General features: G+C 71.1%; 20 protein-coding genes and 1 pseudogene. 12 read left to right on the plus strand and 9 right to left on the minus strand.

Annotated elements, in window-relative coordinates; translation table 11 throughout:
- Positions 1 to 2: 2 nt before the first annotated feature.
- Positions 3 to 821: an AraC family transcriptional regulator gene (locus FGW37_RS20445; RefSeq protein WP_179082376.1), complete on the minus strand. Its 819-nt coding sequence runs from the start codon at positions 819 to 821 to the stop codon at positions 3 to 5.
- Between the two features lie 54 nt (positions 822 to 875).
- Between FGW37_RS20445 and FGW37_RS20450 the strand changes: the two genes are divergently transcribed.
- The 4 genes from FGW37_RS20450 to FGW37_RS20465 all read left to right on the plus strand — a co-directional run bounded on the left by FGW37_RS20450 (position 876) and on the right by FGW37_RS20465 (position 2,740).
- Positions 876 to 1,445: a class I SAM-dependent methyltransferase gene (locus FGW37_RS20450; protein WP_246430471.1), complete on the plus strand. Its 570-nt coding sequence runs from the start codon at positions 876 to 878 to the stop codon at positions 1,443 to 1,445.
- A gap of 30 nt (positions 1,446 to 1,475) precedes the next feature.
- Positions 1,476 to 1,988, plus strand: a complete 513-nt coding sequence (locus tag FGW37_RS20455) for a hypothetical protein (protein WP_179082377.1) — start codon at positions 1,476 to 1,478, stop codon at positions 1,986 to 1,988.
- Positions 1,989 to 2,052: 64 nt separating this feature from the next.
- Entirely contained in the window at positions 2,053 to 2,223 is a 171-nt protein-coding gene (locus tag FGW37_RS20460) for a hypothetical protein (RefSeq protein WP_179082378.1), read from the plus strand.
- Positions 2,207 to 2,740, plus strand: a complete 534-nt coding sequence (locus tag FGW37_RS20465; RefSeq protein WP_179082379.1) for a hypothetical protein — start codon at positions 2,207 to 2,209, stop codon at positions 2,738 to 2,740. The genes FGW37_RS20460 and FGW37_RS20465 overlap by 17 nt, the downstream gene beginning before the upstream one ends.
- 441 nt (positions 2,741 to 3,181) lie before the next feature.
- Here the strand turns inward: FGW37_RS20465 and FGW37_RS20470 are convergent, their stop codons facing one another.
- Positions 3,182 to 3,925 carry an SAM-dependent methyltransferase gene (locus tag FGW37_RS20470; protein ID WP_179082380.1) on the minus strand — a complete coding sequence of 248 codons (744 nt, stop codon included), beginning with the start codon at positions 3,923 to 3,925 and terminating at the stop codon, positions 3,182 to 3,184.
- Positions 3,926 to 4,121: 196 nt separating this feature from the next.
- On the opposite strand from FGW37_RS20470, the gene FGW37_RS20475 reads away from it, so the two are divergent.
- Positions 4,122 to 4,337, plus strand: a complete 216-nt coding sequence (locus tag FGW37_RS20475) for a recombinase family protein (RefSeq protein ID WP_246430472.1) — start codon at positions 4,122 to 4,124, stop codon at positions 4,335 to 4,337.
- Between the two features lie 21 nt (positions 4,338 to 4,358).
- Here the strand turns inward: FGW37_RS20475 and FGW37_RS20480 are convergent.
- Positions 4,359 to 4,463 (minus strand): annotated as a pseudogene (locus FGW37_RS20480) (type I restriction endonuclease subunit M); the annotation flags it as partial.
- A gap of 5 nt (positions 4,464 to 4,468) precedes the next feature.
- On the opposite strand from FGW37_RS20480, the gene FGW37_RS33900 reads away from it, so the two are divergent.
- Positions 4,469 to 4,597 (plus strand): hypothetical protein, encoded by a 129-nt coding sequence (locus tag FGW37_RS33900; protein ID WP_281394863.1) that lies wholly within the window; start codon positions 4,469 to 4,471, stop codon positions 4,595 to 4,597.
- A gap of 1,526 nt (positions 4,598 to 6,123) precedes the next feature.
- On the opposite strand, the gene FGW37_RS20485 is transcribed toward FGW37_RS33900, so the two are convergent.
- The 3 genes from FGW37_RS20485 to FGW37_RS20495 are packed head-to-tail and all read right to left on the minus strand — an operon-like array spanning position 6,124 to position 8,239.
- Complete coding sequence (locus tag FGW37_RS20485; RefSeq protein WP_179082381.1) at positions 6,124 to 6,459, minus strand: hypothetical protein; 336 nt, start codon at positions 6,457 to 6,459, stop codon at positions 6,124 to 6,126.
- Complete coding sequence (gene msrA, locus FGW37_RS20490) at positions 6,456 to 7,118, minus strand: peptide-methionine (S)-S-oxide reductase MsrA (RefSeq protein ID WP_179082382.1); 663 nt, start codon at positions 7,116 to 7,118, stop codon at positions 6,456 to 6,458. Before msrA ends, FGW37_RS20485 begins: the two co-directional genes overlap by 4 nt.
- Positions 7,119 to 7,156: 38 nt before the next feature.
- The gene (locus FGW37_RS20495; protein ID WP_179082383.1) at positions 7,157 to 8,239 is read right to left on the minus strand and encodes a hypothetical protein; all 1,083 of its coding nucleotides are present in this window, start codon (positions 8,237 to 8,239) and stop codon (positions 7,157 to 7,159) included.
- A 143-nt stretch (positions 8,240 to 8,382) separates the two neighbouring features.
- Between FGW37_RS20495 and FGW37_RS20500 the strand changes: the two genes are divergently transcribed.
- Positions 8,383 to 9,528 (plus strand): cystathionine gamma-synthase, encoded by a 1,146-nt coding sequence (locus tag FGW37_RS20500; protein ID WP_179082384.1) that lies wholly within the window; start codon positions 8,383 to 8,385, stop codon positions 9,526 to 9,528.
- 89 nt (positions 9,529 to 9,617) lie between these two features.
- On the opposite strand, the gene FGW37_RS20505 is transcribed toward FGW37_RS20500, so the two are convergent.
- Entirely contained in the window at positions 9,618 to 10,118 is a 501-nt protein-coding gene (locus FGW37_RS20505; protein ID WP_179082385.1) for a MarR family winged helix-turn-helix transcriptional regulator, read from the minus strand.
- A gap of 216 nt (positions 10,119 to 10,334) precedes the next feature.
- Here FGW37_RS20505 and ilvA point away from each other — a divergent pair, with 216 nt between their 5' ends.
- From ilvA to FGW37_RS20520, 3 genes are all read left to right on the plus strand, one after another.
- Positions 10,335 to 11,627 carry a threonine ammonia-lyase gene (ilvA, locus tag FGW37_RS20510; protein ID WP_179082386.1) on the plus strand — a complete coding sequence of 431 codons (1,293 nt, stop codon included), beginning with the start codon at positions 10,335 to 10,337 and terminating at the stop codon, positions 11,625 to 11,627.
- Between the two features lie 175 nt (positions 11,628 to 11,802).
- Positions 11,803 to 12,861: an ATP-binding cassette domain-containing protein gene (locus tag FGW37_RS20515; RefSeq protein ID WP_179082387.1), complete on the plus strand. Its 1,059-nt coding sequence runs from the start codon at positions 11,803 to 11,805 to the stop codon at positions 12,859 to 12,861.
- Positions 12,858 to 13,718, plus strand: coding sequence for an ABC transporter permease (locus FGW37_RS20520; RefSeq protein WP_179082388.1), 861 nt, complete (start codon positions 12,858 to 12,860; stop codon positions 13,716 to 13,718). The genes FGW37_RS20515 and FGW37_RS20520 overlap by 4 nt, the downstream gene beginning before the upstream one ends.
- Positions 13,719 to 13,852: 134 nt before the next feature.
- Here the strand turns inward: FGW37_RS20520 and greA are convergent, their stop codons facing one another.
- The gene (gene greA / locus FGW37_RS20525; RefSeq protein ID WP_179082389.1) at positions 13,853 to 14,350 is read right to left on the minus strand and encodes a transcription elongation factor GreA; all 498 of its coding nucleotides are present in this window, start codon (positions 14,348 to 14,350) and stop codon (positions 13,853 to 13,855) included.
- A gap of 191 nt (positions 14,351 to 14,541) precedes the next feature.
- Complete coding sequence (locus FGW37_RS20530; RefSeq protein ID WP_179082390.1) at positions 14,542 to 14,952, minus strand: DUF4307 domain-containing protein; 411 nt, start codon at positions 14,950 to 14,952, stop codon at positions 14,542 to 14,544.
- A 125-nt stretch (positions 14,953 to 15,077) separates the two neighbouring features.
- Between FGW37_RS20530 and mca the strand changes: the two genes are divergently transcribed.
- Complete coding sequence (gene mca / locus FGW37_RS20535) at positions 15,078 to 15,947, plus strand: mycothiol conjugate amidase Mca (RefSeq protein WP_179082391.1); 870 nt, start codon at positions 15,078 to 15,080, stop codon at positions 15,945 to 15,947.
- Positions 15,948 to 15,951: 4 nt separating this feature from the next.
- Positions 15,952 to 16,176, plus strand: coding sequence for a hypothetical protein (locus FGW37_RS20540; RefSeq protein ID WP_179082392.1), 225 nt, complete (start codon positions 15,952 to 15,954; stop codon positions 16,174 to 16,176).
- Positions 16,177 to 16,282: the final 106 nt, after the last annotated feature.

A 16,282-nucleotide genomic window follows, 5' to 3' on the forward strand; every position in this document is an offset into this window, starting at 1 on the left:
GGTCATCCGCGGTGCTCGGCAGGGGCGAAATAGGCACCCGGAGGCACCCCCACCCCCCGCCGGAACGCCGCCACGAAGGCGCTCGGCGACCCGTAGCCGACGCGCCGCGCCACGGCCGAGACCGTCGACCCCGCCGCCAGCATCGGCATCGCCGCCTGCAGGCGCAGCTGCGTGCGCCACTGCCCGTAGGGCATGCCCGTACCGGAGACGAAGGCCCGCGCCAGGGTCCGCGCGCTCGCGCCCACGACCTCGCCCCACTGCGCCAGCGACCGGCCGTCGGAAGGGTCCGCCCGCAGGGCTTCCGCGATGCGGCGGGCGCGGGGATCGGTGGGCATCGGGGCGCGCACGGTCGTGACGGACACCGGGTGCAGGAGGTCGAGGACGACGTCCTCCGCGCGGTGGCGGGCCTCCGGGCCGAGGACCTCCGGGTCCTGCGCCAGGTAGCCGATCAGTTCGCGCAAGAGGCCGGAGACGGGGATGACTTGGGGCTCGTCCCAGATCAGCGGGCAGCGGTCCGCCCAGAAGTAGAGGCTGCGCAGGAGCGCGGACGACGTCGCGCCGGTGGAGTGCGGGATGCCCGCGGGTATCCAGAGGGCGACGGTCGACGGCAGCACCCACGTACGGCCGCAGGCGCGCACGGCCAGGACGCCGTGAGGCGCCCACGCCAGCTGGTGCGCGGGGTGCTGGTGGCGGCCGAACCACTGGCTGCCGTCGAGGGGGAAGCTGCCGACGGCGACGGCGGCGCCGGGAGGATTGACGAGGTGGGGCCGGGGCCGGGGTCGGCGGTTGAGCTCCGCCGCCCGATGTCCGTCTGACGACATGAGATGACCTCCTGGCCCGTATACGACAAGTCCCCTCCTTCCTAGCCTCGAACCATGCCGATGAACCTCATCCACCGCCGCCTCTGCTCCTCCGACCGCTGGGCCCGCGCGATCCGGGACGAACTCCTGCCCTGGGCACTGGAAGACGTCCCGCTGGGCACGGACTGCCTGGAGATCGGGCCGGGATACGGGGCCACGACGCGCGTACTGGTGCGCGAGGTCGAGAAGCTGAGCGTGGTCGAGGCGGATGCGGAGTACGCGGCGCGGCTGCGGCTGCTCTTCGGGGAGCGGGTGGACGTCGTGTACGGAGACGGCGCCGACATCCCCTTCCCGGAGGCCCGGTTCGACTCGGTCGCCTGCTTCACGATGCTCCACCACGTACCGTCCATCACCGAGCAGGACCGCCTCTTCGCCGAAGCCCACCGGGTCCTCCGCCCGGGCGGCGTCTTCACCGGCTGCGACGCCCTGAGCAACCGGGGCTTCCGCCTGATCCACCTCGGCGACACGTGCGTGCCGGTCCCGCCGGAGACCCTGGAGGCACGGCTGCGGATGGCGGGCTTCGCGGAGTGCACGGTGACGGTGGGGAAGGGTAGCTTCCGCTTCGTGGCTCGGCGGGGGCGTTGACCCACGGAGCCGCGGGGCTAGGGTCGGTGTGTGAGCGCCGTCGTAGCCTCGATGGTCACCGCCGTCGTCGGTGTCCTCGGCACCCTCTTCGCACCCTTGCTGTCCCAGCGGCTGACGGCCCGGCAACGGAAGGCCGAGGCCGCAGCCGAGGCGGAAGCACGTCGCTTCGAGGAACGCCGGGCTGCGTACACCGCCATGAACCGCGCCTCACGGCAGTTCCACACCCTCCTCAAGGACGCCCTGCACCGCTTGCGCGACAGCGTCTACACCGACCAGGAACGCACCCAACTGGAAGAGGCCCGCCTCGACCACCGCGACCGGTACGCCGAGGCCCAGATGATCGTCCCGGAGGCGGTCCTGACCGCGTCGCGCAAGGTCAACAGCGTCCTCGCGGCAGCGGACGCGATGGCCAAGCGGATCGACCGCGGCCACCCCCGTGAGGGCGAGACCCCGGAGCGTGCCCTCGCCGAACTCAAGGAGGCGGAACCGCGGCTGTCGGAGATGCGGCGGCTGATGAGGCGGGACCTGGGAGTGACGGACTGAGGTCCATGACGCGTCACCCGCCTACCAGGCCCTGATCCCCCTGCGCACCGAGCACGTGGAAGGCGTGATCGTCTTCGTCGACGGCGTCGCTCCGGGCTACGACCCGTCGCACCTGGCGGCGAAGCTGAGGGATATGGACGGCCGGATCATGAGCTCTGCGCGCACCGCACAGGGGACGGTGCGCGCAGGCCCCGCCCGGCCGGGCCACAATGACCGGCATGCACACGTCCTGTGACCTTGACTTCGCGTCCCGCCTGGCCGCCGCCGAGGACTGGCTGGACTTCGCGATCGAGGCGCAGCAGGAGGGCGACTGGAAGCCGGACGACACGGAGCGCGGCATCCTCGCCGACCTCGTGGCAGCCACCAACCCCCTGCACGGCGGCGCCCTCCCGCCCCACACCGGCGACTCCCTGTACGTCCGCATCGGCCGTATCTGCAACTGGGCCGGCGCCGTCCGCCTCGCCGCGCGGGCCGGCGGCTGGGAACTCTCCCCGGTGACGGGCCAGGACCCGTCCGCCCTCACCCGCCCCGCCGGCATGGCCGCCCTCCTGTCCGGCATCTACGCACTCGCCGAACAGGGCGAACGGTGGCAAGAACTCCTCCTGACCACGGCCCGCACCGTAAGCCGGGGCCGGACCCTGGAACAGGAGATCAGCGCACGTCACCCGCACCTCGAACGGGAGCTGGCAGCCGCCGAGTCCTTCTTCACCGGCCCGGGCTCGCTGGAAGACCTCTCCCTGTTCTTCTACTGACCCACACCGAACCGGGTACGGAACGCCCCGCCCTGCCTACCGGGGGGTGCGCGCCACTGTCACGGCCGAGCTCCCGGCCGCCGACCTCTCGGGCTCGGTGCTTCCCTTGTCCCGCCTCCGCCTCCGCCGCACAGCCATCGACGTGCATCCCGCCGCACCGGCGAGACTCGCCATGACGATCGGATCGAGGATGCGGAGCCACGGCTGAGGGATCGGGTTCGTCGGTGAACTTCACCACCGGACACCAGTCGGGCCAGGGGGACAGGAACAAGCCGCTGCGCCCTGCGTCCGGAACAGTTGCCGGGTCACCGCAACACGGACGACTTTCACGAGGAGCAGGAGGCCGGCCACTGGGACGGCGAAAAGGAGCAGCAGAACGAGGAGAAACACGGAGTAACGATGTCATCCGGCCTGGTGGGGTCGGTGGCTGGTGTATCTGCCTCAGTCCTCCTCCTGGCTGCGGCGGAGAACCAGGCACACGAATCCCCAGCCGTCCCGGTAGGTGCGCAGCCACTCGGAGCGGTGGGTGGTGGCTGTGCGGAGGGCCTGGGCGCTGTCCGGATGGCCGGGGTTGTCCAGGGCCCAGGAGGCCAGTGACCCCGTCCAGGCCCATTCGTAGTCGTCCAGCTCCCGGCGTGTGCTGACATGCCCGTGAACGGGCGTCCAGCCGTCGGCGACGACACGGTCCACGGTGTCCGCCAGCCCGGCGAAGTCCCCGAGCATCTCGACGGCCTCGGGCGACGGCTCGTGCTCCCAGAACCCGTCACCGACCACCACGCACCCGCCCGGAGCCAGGTGCTTCCGCGCCGCCGCGAGCGTGGGCAGCAGGCCACCGAAAGCGTGCGCGGCCCCGACGCTGAGCACCAGGTCGTACGCGTGCGGGGCGGCGAACTCCGCGGCATTCCCGCGGTGGAGGACCAGGCGTTCCCGGACCCCGAGGTCCTGCGCGCTCCTGTGGGCGTGTGCCAGGGCGTCCTCGGAAATGTCCACACCTTCGGCGTGCAGCCGGGGATGGGCGGCCAGGGCACGCAGGAGCCATTCCCCACCGCCGCAACCGAGGTCGAGTACGCGCTCGTCGCCGCGGGGCAGGGCATGCGCCAGCAACTGCTGCACCGAGGTGTCGTCGAGCGGGGCGGCTATCGGATGGCCGGCATGAGCGAGCCTGGAGATCTGTTCACGGTTCACCGGCCGCAGCCTGACACCAACACAGGCCGTCACGCACCCGTATTTCGTGGCCCACGGGCCCGCCATTGCAGAAACCGAGCCTCTGCACCCCGGCCCTGGCCTACACGGGCCTGCAGGTCACCTACTGGTCATCGGCCTCTGCCACGCCGATCGGGCAGCTCACGCCCGTGCCTACGGGGGTGTAGCTATGTGACCCATGACGACACGAGCTGCGATCTACGTTCGGATCAGTCAGGACCGGGACGGCGCCGGGTTGGGCATTGCGCGCCAGGAGGAGGGCTGCCGGGCCTTGTGCGCCCGTAAGGGGTGGGACGCGATCGACGTCTACCCGGACAACGACGTCAGCGCGTGCTCCGGAGCGCCCGGCCTGCGTGGCAGGACCTTATGCGGGACGTTGAGGACGGCGCTGTGAACGCCGTGGTGTGCTGGCAAGTCGGCGGGCGTCGTATTCGGACAAGCCGTCGAGTTTCCAGAGCAGCGCCTTGCGGTGCCGCCGCAGTCTCCCGTGCAGGTTGTCTTTCGCGAATTCATCGATCATGCGGCATGAGCCTGCCATGGGCTGCTCGTGGTCTCGAGATCCCGTACGTGGTCCGCAACGACAGGCAGAGTCGAGGCCTGGTCATGGCCGCCGCCCTGACCTGCTACAAGAAGCTCGCGAAACTTGCCACGTGAGACACCCTCTTACTCAAGGGCGTGCCGAGGCGCGCCGGGCGGCCGCGCGCAGTGGTACACATGGCGGGTGCTCTGCCGTCCGTCGGTCTCGTCGTTGCGCGCGTCAAGGAGGCTGGCAGCGGGGGGACAGGTGGGGGGCGCGGCTCCGGTAGTCGCGGTGTGCGGCCGGTGGGAGGCCGGGCGCCGTACTCCCGCCGTCGCGGACGCGGGAGCGTGAGGAGACCGCGCCGCCCGGCGGTGGCTAAGGGGGAGCGGGCAGCTGCCGCAATGTGGCCGGGCCCGTCGTGGGCGCTCCGCTCACCTCGGCGCCGTCGTGGCCGAGCGTCCGGCTGCCCGCGGCCGGTGGCTGAGGCTCAGGCTGCCAGCGGGTCCGGCCCATCACCGCGGACGAGCTCCACCACCGCCCGTACGGTCTCCACCGACCACATCAGCCGGACCCCCCCTGACCCGTCCGGCGCCGCCCGCGCCGTGGCCTTCGCGCCCTCCAGGCTCACCCCGGCCGCAGTCAAGGCCGCTGTTAGCGCGCCGCCGCTGCGTCCGTCGCCTCGCGCCAACCGGCGATGTAGTCCACGCCGCGCACCCGGAGCACGTCGTCCGGGTCGAACTCCTCAACATCGGATCCCATCCGGCTCAAACTCCCTTTAGAGGAACTGACTTGACCACTGGTTGCCGACGTCATCGCACAGGCATGCGTCGATATCCCCGATATCATCGGCACCGGAGTTCGTGATCGTTCCCCTGCCGGACCACCTCTCTTGCTTCCAGGCTTAGAGGTGGTCCGGTTTTCTGCCGGTTGTTGCACGCGGGTCGGAGGCTGTCTGCCCCTCCCGGGCGGGGCAGCCTTCGTGGCTTCAGTGGCACTGGCGGGGCGCCCCCAGCGAGAGCATGGGTGTCAGTGCCATCCCTTCGGCGGTGTTGCCTTCCAGGCACGGTTGATGGCATCGTCCCAAGTGCCGTCCCGGTCGAAGCTCGCCGCTCGGCAGCCTCGTGACATGGGTGGCGCAGCATTGTGCCGCCAAGCGGAGTCGCCTACTCGCATGATCGAGTGGCCACAGTGCCGACACTCGGTCTCCGTCACCAGTTGAGCCGTGACACGTTCAGCTCTCTCCGACACATCGATGACGAGTTGATCGAGCCGGCCCAGGACGTCCTCGCCGCTGGCTTCTGGGTTCTCAGCGAGGATCTCTCTCACTATGTCCCGGGCTTCCCGTACGACACGCACGTGATCCTCAGCTGCTGCCAAATATGCGGCATCACGCATGCTGTCCCCCCCATGGCCGCTGTTGTGGTGGGTCCTTACGCTAGGCCATGTCACTGACACTGAGACAACATTGCTTGGCTGAGCCGGCCGCAACATCGGGGCATGGGCGGAGGGCGAGCCCTTAGAGGGAGTTGAGGGCAGCCCCGTCGGGCACGAGCCGCCCCGGTTCGTTTCGAACGGGTCGCTCAGCTTGACGTCCGTGCCGCCGATGCCGCAATACCCTGACAGGTTCGGGGGGTTGGCGTGCGGGCGTGCTGCCGTGAGTTCAGCGCTTCCGGAAGCGGGGCTCCGGCCATGTGCCGATGGGGTCGGCGGACGTGTAGATCTCCAGGAGGGAGAGGTAGCCGTCCCGTGCGAAGACCATGACACCTGCGTTCTCCGGCACTTCGTACCAGGCCTCTGCCGCCGGGGTGGTCGCCGCGGGGACCGGAGCGACCGCCGTCCGGTCCACCGTCAGGTCGAGCGTCGCGCATCCGCAGTCACACCCACTCGCCACCCGGGTGTACGGGATCTGGGCCCGGAGGGCGCTGATGACCGGGTCCGGGCCCGCCAGCAGCGCCTCCAGTGTTGCCAACGCAGCCGGCGGCAGCGGCTCAGTCACCGGCCCTCGGCTTCTGCCACGCCGATCGGGCAGCTCACGCCCGTGCCGCCGATGCCGCAGTAGCCCGACGGGTTCTTGTCCAAGTACTGCTGGTGGTACGGCTCCGCGTACCAGAACGGGCCCGCCGGGAGGATTTCCGTGGTGATGTTGCCGTAGCCCGAGGTGTGCAGGACCTGTTGGTACGCGTCGCGGGAGCGTTCCGCCGTTGTTTGCTGGGCGGGGGAGTGGGTGTAGATCGCCGAGCGGTACTGGGTGCCGCGGTCGTTGCCCTGGCGGAAGCCCTGGGTGGGGTTGTGGGATTCCCAGAAGAGTTTCAGGAGCGTGCCGTACGAGACCTTCGACGGGTCGAAGACCACGCGCACGACCTCGGTGTGGCCGGTCAGGCCGCTGCAGACCTCTTCGTAGGCGGGGTGCGGAGTGTGGCCGCCCTGGTAGCCGACGAGGGTGGTCCAGACGCCTTCCGTCTGCCAGAACTTGCGCTCCGCGCCCCAGAAGCAGCCCAGGGCGAAGTCCGCCACCTCCAGGCCCGCAGGGTAGGGGCCGCCCAGGGGCGTACCCAGGACCGTGTGGCGTTCCTGGAGGGGGAATTCCGGCTCCGGGCGGCCCTTCAGGGCCTCCTCCGGGGTGGGGAGGCGGGGTTCTCGGGTGGGGAAGAGCATGGTCGCGCGCCTCCGGGCGTCGGTGGGAGGATCCGGTCTCAGGGCCAACGGTTCGCCGCGTCCGGCGATTCCCCGCCCGCCACCGCCAGCGCCCGGTACGCCACGTACGCCGCGACCGGATCCGCCTCGTACGACCACGGGACCGCGCCGATGTGACCGTCGACGCGGCGCAGCTGCTCCAGCGCCTCCGGATACCGCTCGGCGTTGACCAGGAACCACACCAGCAGGTGCCGCACGTGCGGCAGCACGGGGTGGTCGGAGGGGGCGTGGACCACCGCGAACTGCGCCGCCTGGATCGCGCGGGTGACCACCTCGCTGCGGTAGAGGCCCTGGACCAGGTTGACGTCCGGGAGGTGGTCGTGGACGGCGAAAAGCGGCAGGGCCGGCAGCAGGCTGCCCTGGGGCGCGCCCGCGGCGGCGCGCTGCGCGAAGGCGTCGGCCTTCTCGCGGGAGCCGTGCCACTTCGCGCTCCAGTAGCGCAGGGCGGCCAGGTGCGCCCCCATGTGCTGGGGGGCGCGGGAGACGACCCGCTCCCACGCCGACTGGAACTCGGCCTCGCCGGCCCCCATGCCCCGCGCCACGCCCAGCTCGACGATCAGCGGCACCACATCCTCCGGCGCCAGCCGGGCGGCTTCCGCGCAGACCGTGCGGGCCTCCTCCAGGATCATGCGGTAGTCCTCGGAGGAGGGGTCGCGCAGCGCCTGCTGGACGAGGAATTCGGCCTGGACGGCCGCGCCGCCCGCATCCTCGGGGGCCACCACCCGCCAGTGCCGCAGCCACACCCCGCCCGTGCCGGGCGTCTCGGCGAGCTCGCGGACCGCCGCGCCCGCCAGGGTCTGCACCCGCTGCCAGCGCTGCTCGGGGTCGTGGGTGCGCGAGAGCAGCTCGGCGGCCGGCTTCCAGTCCTGGGTGCGGCGGGCCTCCTCGACGGCGGACAGCAGCTCGGGGTCGGGTCCGGGCAGGCGGACGTCCAGCTGCTCGGGCGGCAGGAAGCCGTACGCCGCGGCCGTCGCGCCGGGGGCGGTGGTCAGGCCCGCGCGCGCCCGCCTGCGGCGCAGCGCCGGCCCGGCGAGGACGGCGCAGATCGCGAGGACGGCCAGCAGGATGAGCAGAAACTCCATGATCGGTCCTGAACGTGGGTGGGGCAGCGTAGTGCTACGAGTAGGGCTGTGTGAGGAACAACGCGCGGGGTCCGCGGATCGTTCATGCTCCGGTTACAAGTGAACACGGGTGTTCGGGTGTGCGGAGTACTAGGCTCGGGAAAATGAGCGATCAGCATGCATTCGAGACCCTCGCCATTCACGCCGGGCAGGAGCCGGACCCGCTGACCGGGGCTGTCGTGCCGCCGATCTACCAGGTGTCCACGTACAAGCAGGACGGCGTCGGCGGCCTGCGCGGCGGTTACGAGTACAGCCGCAGCGCCAATCCCACCCGTACCGCTCTGGAGGAGAACCTGGCGGCGCTGGAGGGCGGTGTCCGCGGCCTCGCTTTCGCCTCGGGCCTGGCCGCCGAGGACACCCTGCTGCGTACGCTCCTGGCGCCCGGTGACCACGTCGTCATCCCGAACGACGCCTACGGCGGTACGTTCCGCCTCTTCGCCAAGGTGATCAGCCGCTGGGGCGTGGAGTGGTCGGTAGCCGACACCTCCGACCCGGCCGCCGTGCGCGCCGCCCTGCGGCCCACGACCAAGGTCATCTGGGTCGAGACCCCGTCGAACCCGCTGCTGGGCATCAGCGACATCGCCGCCCTCGCCGAGGTCGCGCACTCGGCCGGCGTCCGCCTGGTCATCGACAACACCTTCGCCAGCCCCTACCTGCAGCAGCCGCTGGCGCTCGGCGCGGACGTCGTCGTGCACTCCACCACCAAGTACATGGGCGGTCACTCCGACGTCGTCGGCGGTGCGCTGGTCACCGCCGACGCGGCCCTGGCCGAGGAGCTCGCCTACCACCAGAACGCGATGGGCGCCGTCGCCGGCCCCTTCGACTCCTGGCTGACGCTGCGCGGCATCAAGACCCTGGCCGTGCGCATGGACCGGCACAGCGCCAACGCCGAGCGCGTGGCCGAGCTGCTCGTCTCCCACCCCAAGGTCACCCAGGTCTACTACCCGGGCCTGCCCGAGCACCCGCTGCACGAGGTCGCCGCCAAGCAGATGAAGGCCTTCGGCGGCATGGTGTCCTTCCGTGTCGAGGGCGGCCAGGAAGCGGCCGTGGAGATCTGCAACCGCACCGAGGTGTTCACCCTCGGCGAGTCCCTCGGCGGCGTGGAGTCGCTGATCGAGCACCCGGGCCTGATGACGCACGCGTCGACCGCCGGCTCGCAGCTGGAGGTCCCCGCGGACCTGGTGCGCCTGTCGGTGGGCATCGAGTCCGTCGACGACCTGCTCGCCGACATCAAGCAGGCGCTGGGCTAGTCCCCGGCCCCGCAACCGCTGTTCTGCGCCGGGCGGGCCGGATCTTCCGGCCCGCCCGGCGCAGCTGTTTCTCCGGTCGTCCCCGACGGTCAGGCCGTCGGCGTCACCGGCGGCAGTGCGTTGTGGACCTCGGAGAGGGCTGAGTTGAAGCGGGTGAGCAGCGTGCAGAACGCGTCCCGCTCGTCCTCGCTCCAGCCGTCCGTCACCAGCGCCATCAGGGCGCGCCGCGAGGCCCGGACCTCCTCCAGGCGGGCCTTGCCGCGCGGGGAGAGCTGGAGGACGACGGCACGGCCGTCCTCGGGGTGCGAGGTGCGCTTGACCAGGCCGGTGTCGACCAGCGGCGCCACCTGGCGGGTGACGGTCGAGGAGTCGATGCCCATGCCGGCGGCGAGCGCCTTCACGCCCATCGGACCTTCCTGGTCGAGGCGGTTGAGCAGCAGATAAGCGGCGCGGTCCATTGAGTTGCGGACCTGGCCCACGCCGCCGAGCCGCGTCTGTTCGGCGCGGCGTGCGAAGACGGCCACCTGGTGCTGGAGCGCGTCGAGGACACCTGGGGCGAGGTCGGTCGTCATGTCCGAAGGGGTGGGCATGGCCTGGGGCTCACTTCGTGCGTCGGGCAGGGAAGATTGGGGGACAGAGTACGCGGCCCGGAGGGTGCCTGGGCCGGTGCCGGGCAATCCGCTCCACCGGTACCGATCAATCCGCTCGGTATGCATCGATATGCACTGCCATGCGATCCGGAATCGTCCGGGCGATATGCGTCCGTTGCGACGGTCGTTACGCAAACGAGCTGCAAGACTGGCCTTATGGCCGCACGCGCAGCGGACGGAACGGATGCGGCGGACAGGGACGTACCGGATGTGCCGGACGGAGTCCGTCCACCGGCGGAGGCCCCTCGCGCGGTCACCCTCGACGACGTCCTCGGCGCCCGGCGGATCCTCTCGGGGGTCGTCCGCACCACGCCCCTGGAGGGCAGCCGCCACCTCTCCGGCCTGATCGGCGCGCCCGTCCACCTCAAGTGCGAGAACCTCCAGCGGACCGGCTCCTTCAAGGTCCGCGGCGCGTACACCCGGATCGCGGGGCTGCCGCGGGAGGAGCGCGCGGCGGGGGTCGTGGCCGCCAGCGCGGGCAACCATGCGCAGGGCGTGGCCCTGGCGGCCGCGCTCCTGGGGGTGCGCGCCACGGTGTTCATGCCGGTGAGCGCGCCCCTGCCGAAGATCGCCGCGACCCGCTCGTACGGCGCCGGTGTGCGGCTGCACGGGCAGGGCCTGGACGAGGCGCTGAGCGCTGCCCGGCAGTACGCGCGCCGGACCGGTGCCGTCCTCGTCCACCCCTTCGACCACCCGGACGTCGTCGCAGGTCAGGGCACGGTGGGCCTGGAGATCCTGGAGCAGTGCCCGGAGGTGCGCACGATCGTGGTGGCCATGGGCGGCGGCGGGCTCGCGGCGGGCATCGCGGTGGCGGTCAAGGCGCTGCGGCCGGACGCGCGGATCGTGGGCGTGCAGGCGGCCGGCGCCGCCGCGTACCCGCCGTCGCTGGCCGCCGGGCGCCCCGTGACGGTCACGGAGCCCGTGACGATGGCCGACGGCATCCTGGTGGGCCGCCCCGGCGCGGTGCCCTTCGCCCTGGTCCGGGAGCTGGTCGACGAGGTACGGACGGTCTCCGAGGACGCGCTCGCCGGAGCGCTGCTGCTCTGCCTGGAGCGGGCCAAGATGGTCGTGGAGCCGGCCGGGGCGGCGCCGGTGGCGGCCCTGCTCGCGGAACCCGACTCGTTCGAGGGACCGCTCGTCGCCGTGTTGTCGGGCGGCAACGTCGACCCGCTGCTGCTGCAGCGCGTCCTGCGGCACGGCATGGCGGCGGCCGGCCGCTACCTGAGCCTGCGCCTGCGGCTGACCGACCGGCCCGGGGCGCTCGCGGCCCTCCTGGAGGTGCTCTCCGCGGCCGACGCGAACATCCTGGACGTCGGCCACGTCCGTACCGACCCGCGGCTCGGCCTGACCGAGGCGGAGGTGGAGCTGCACCTGGAGACCAAGGGGCCGGGGCACTGCGCCGCGGTGCGGGAAGCCCTGCGGGCGGCGGGGTACCGGGTGACGGCCTGATCGCCGCGAAGGCAGCCCCACCGCCGCGAACGCCGCCCGGCCGCCGCGAAGGCCGCAAATGCTGAACGTCGCTCCGGGAGGCCGCCTACGACAAGCGGGGTACGGCATTCACAGGGCGCAACGGCTGCACCGAACGTAAAATCGGGCAGTACGTCACCAAGCGGGGAGTACTTCCATGCCAGGCGCCATCTATGCCGAAGGCCTGGTGAAGACCTTCGGCGACGTCAGGGCTCTGGACGGGGTCGATCTCGATGTGCCGGAAGGAACCGTTCTGGGGCTGCTCGGCCCCAACGGCGCCGGCAAGACCACCGCCGTACGCGTCCTGACCACTCTGCTCAAGCCCGACCGCGGTTCGGCCTTCGTGGCCGGCATCGACGTCCTGAAGAAGCCCGACGCGGTCCGCCGCGCCATCGGGCTGTCCGGCCAGTTCGCCGCCGTCGACGAATATCTGACGGGCCGTGAGAACTTGCGCATGGTCGGCCAGCTCTACCAGATGAGCGCCCGCGACGCGAAGGTGCGCGCGGGGGAGCTGCTGGAGCGCTTCGACCTCGCGGAGGCCGCGGACCGCATCGCCAAGACCTACTCGGGAGGCATGCGCCGCCGCCTCGACCTCGCCGCGGCCCTCGTCGTCAGCCCGCCCGTGATGTTCATGGACGAGCCCACCACCGGCCTGGACCCGCGCAACCGGCAGGGCCTGTGGGAGGTCATCCAGGAACTCGTGGCCGGCGGCACCACCCTCCTGCTCACCACCCAGTACCTGGAGGAGGCCGACCACCTCGCGCACGACATCTGCGTGGTCGACCACGGCAAGGTCATCGCACGCGGCACTTCCGACCAGCTCAAGGCCCGTACCGGCGGCGAGCGCGTCGAAGTCGTCGTGCGCAGCCCCGGGCACATCGCCACCGCCGACGAGGTCCTGCGCGGCTTCGGCAAGGGCGCGTCCTCGGTCGAGAAGCACACCCGCAAGGTCACCGTGCCGGTCTCCGGCGGCGCGAAGCTGCTCGCCGAGGTCATCAGAGAGCTCGACGCCCGCGGGATCGACATAGACGACATCGCCCTGCGCCGCCCGACGCTGGACGACGTCTTCATCTCGCTCACCGGCCACGCCGCGGAGACGGACACCGCGGAGACCGGCGAGGCGGGCAGCGGCGAGGCCGGCAACGGCGACGGCGGGGCCGCCGGAGCGGCCGGGCCCCCCGGTTCCGCCGGAGCGCAGCAGGAGGTCAGGCCATGAGCGTCGTCGGAAGCGCCGCCTCCAGGGAGGCGGCCCTGCGGGTGCACGGCGGCATCGGCCGCTCCGTGCGCGACTCCCTGGTCGTCGCCAAGCGCAATCTGATCCGCATGGCGCGCATCCCCGAAGTGGTCATCTTCGGGCTGATCCAGCCGATCATGTTCGTGGTGCTGTTCAGCTACGTCTTCGGCGGCTCCATCGCCGTCGGCGGCAGCACGGACCCGGACACCTACCGCCGGTTCCTGATGGCGGGCATCTTCGCCCAGACCGTCACCTTCGCCACGGCGGGCGCCGGAGCGGGCATCGCCGACGACATGCACAAGGGGCTCATCGACCGCTTCCGGTCCCTGCCCATGGCCCGTGGGGCCGTCCTCACCGGCCGCACCCTCGCCGACCTCGTCCAGACCGCGCTCACGCTGGTGGTGCTGGCGATCGTCGCGGTGATCGTCGGCTGGCGGACGTACGAGGGCATCCCCAAGGCCGTGGCGGGCTTCGCGCTGCTGCTCCTGCTCGGCTACGCCTTCTCCTGGATCGGCGCGCTGATCGGGCTGACGGTGCGCACCCCGGAGGCGGCCACCTCGGGCGGGCTGATCTGGCTCTTCCCGCTCACCTTCATCTCCAACGCCTTCGTGCCCGCCGACAATATGCCCACCGTGCTGCGCGTCATCGCCGAGTGGAACCCCTTCAGCGCCACGGTGCAGGCGGCGCGGCAGCTCTTCGGCAACCTGCCGGAGGGCTATCCGGTGCCGGACGCCTGGCCGATGCAGCACCCGGTGTGGGCGTCGCTGATCTGGTCGGTGCTCATCATCGCGCTGTTCCGGACGCTGTCGGTGCGGAAGTTCCGGTCGGCGACGGTCTGAGGGCGGGCGGCGAGGGGACGCGGCGAGGCCGGCCGGACGCGGCGAGGCGGACAGCGAAAGGGCCCTCTCTTCCCCGGCCGGGGAAGAGAGGGCCCTTTCGTACGCCTAGGCCGCGTACGGGCCTACGGTCGGCCTCAGCCGGTGTACGGCTTGGCCTCCAGGATGCGCACCATGGCCTTCTTGCCGTTCGGCAGCTCGTACTGGGCGTCCTCGCCGATCTTCTTGCCGTTGACGCCGGAGCCCAGCGGGGACTGCGGCGAGTACGTCTCGATGTCCGAGCTGGCGTACTCGCGGGAGGCGAGGAGGAACTCCAGGGTGTCGTCCGGGTCGCCGTCGAAGGCGATGGTCACGACCATGCCGGGCGCGACGACGCCGGTGGCCGCCGGGGCCTCGCCGACCTTCGCGCTCTCCAGCAGCTGGGTGAGCTGGCGCACACGGAGCTCCTGCTTGCCCTGCTCCTCCTTGGCCGCGTGGTACCCGCCGTTCTCTCGCAGGTCACCCTCCTCGCGGGCCGCCGCGATCTTGCCGGCGATCTCGGTGCGAGCGGGACCAGACAGGTACTCCAGCTCGGCCTTGAGCTGGTCGTACGCCTCCTGAGTCAGCCAGGTGACGTTGTCGCTGGTCTGGGTCACAGGTGCTCCTCGTCGGTACTGGGGAATGCTTGGGGGATACATCGCGATAACAAATGAACGCCCTACTCAGAAGGGTGCACCTTCAAAGCGGGGCGAAACCACGAGCCTAACAATTCCGTCCGGAAAGGGGGAAGGAGTAAACGGGAGAAATAACGCAAGCGTTGCGTCGGTGCAGGTCAGCGCCGGGTGGCTCAGCGGCCGGAGGCGGTGCGGCAGCCCTCGAGCTCGGTGGCGGCCGCGTGCGCCGTGGTGCGCAGGGTGACCAGCTCGGCGAAGTGGTCCTCGCGGCGGTCCAGCGTGACGTCCTTGCGACCGACTTCGGCTCCGTCGGCGCCCAGGGAGCGCAGGGTGCACACCGCGGTGCGGTCCTTGTCCTTGCGGACCTCGATGACCGCCTCCACCGTGTCGTCCGACACGGGTTTCGAGCGGAGGAGCTGCCCGGTCACGTCGGACCGGGTGATGTAGTCCACACCGGACCAGGCGATGACGCCGAGCAGCCCGGCACCGAGCGCGGCGCCGATGATCTTGAGCTTGCGGTCCGTGCGCGCGTCCGCCGAGCGGCCGTAGCGACCGTCGGGCAGGCCGTCGCGCGCCGCAGCCATGATCTTTCCTCCGGGTCGGTGCTGGTCGGGAGAACAGGAATGAAACGCCTCCTGCTTCGGTCACTATAGGAGGCGCCCCGACACACCGATAAGACGGGCCATGACCAGTGACCGAGGACGAAGTCTTGACTGAGCAGCTGCGACTGATGGCCGTGCACGCCCACCCCGACGACGAGTCGAGCAAGGGCGCGGCCACGATGGCCAAGTACGTGTCCGAGGGGGTGGACGTGCTGGTGGCCACCTGCACGGGCGGCGAGCGCGGCTCCATCCTCAACCCCAAGCTCCAGGGCGACCCGTACATCGAGGAGCACATCCACGAGGTCCGCGCCAAGGAGATGGCCGAAGCGCGCGACATCCTCGGCGTCAAGCAGGAGTGGCTGGGCTTCGTCGACTCCGGCCTGCCGGAGGGTGACCCGCTGCCGCCGCTGCCCGAGGGCTGCTTCGCGCTCCAGGACGTGGACGAGGCGGCCGGGCGACTGGTGAAGCTCATCCGCGAGTTCCGTCCGCACGTCGTCACCACGTACGACGAGAACGGCGGCTACCCGCACCCCGACCACATCATGACCCACAAGATCACGATGGTGGCCTTCGAGGCCGCGGGCGACCCCGCCCGCTACCCCGAGGCCGGCGAGCCCTGGCAGCCGCAGAAGCTCTACTACAACCAGGGCTTCAACCGCCAGCGCACGCAGGCGCTGCACGACGCCCTGCTGGAGCGCGGCATGGAATCGCCCTACGGGGAGTGGCTGGAGCGCTGGCACACCATGGGCCGCGAGCGCACGCTGACCACCTTCGTGCCGTGCGGCGACTTCTTCGAGATCCGCGACAAGGCGCTGATCGCGCACGCCACGCAGATCGACCCGGACGGCGGCTGGTTCCGCGTGCCGCTGGACCTCCAGCGCGAGGTCTGGCCCACGGAGGAGTACGAGCTGGCGAAGTCTCTCGTCGGCACGTCCCTCCCCGAGGACGACCTCTTCGCGGGCATCCGCAACAATTGACCCCATGATGAGCTCCCTCGCCGCCACCCAGCTGGTGCCGCTCGCCGAAGAACTCGACAAGAACAAGGTCACCCCCGGTGTCCTCGGCTTCATCGTCTTCGCCGTCATCGGCGTGGCGGTGTGGTTCCTGATGAAGAGCATGAACAAGCACATGAAGCGGGTGGACTTCACGGAAGAGCCCGAGCCCTCCGCCGCGCCGGTCGCCTCCGGCGAGGCCCGGCGGGGCTGACGCGGTTCGCCTCCGGCGGGGGCCGGTACCGCCCCCGCCTTTCGGCGGGCCTGCCCTTCCCGTGGCCGCGGGGTCCCGGCACCGACGGTGGCCGCCGTCGGGCGTT

It is taken from the genome of Streptomyces rectiverticillatus, assembly GCF_013394065.1.
Taxonomy (GTDB): Bacteria; Actinomycetota; Actinomycetes; order Streptomycetales; family Streptomycetaceae; genus Streptomyces; species Streptomyces rectiverticillatus.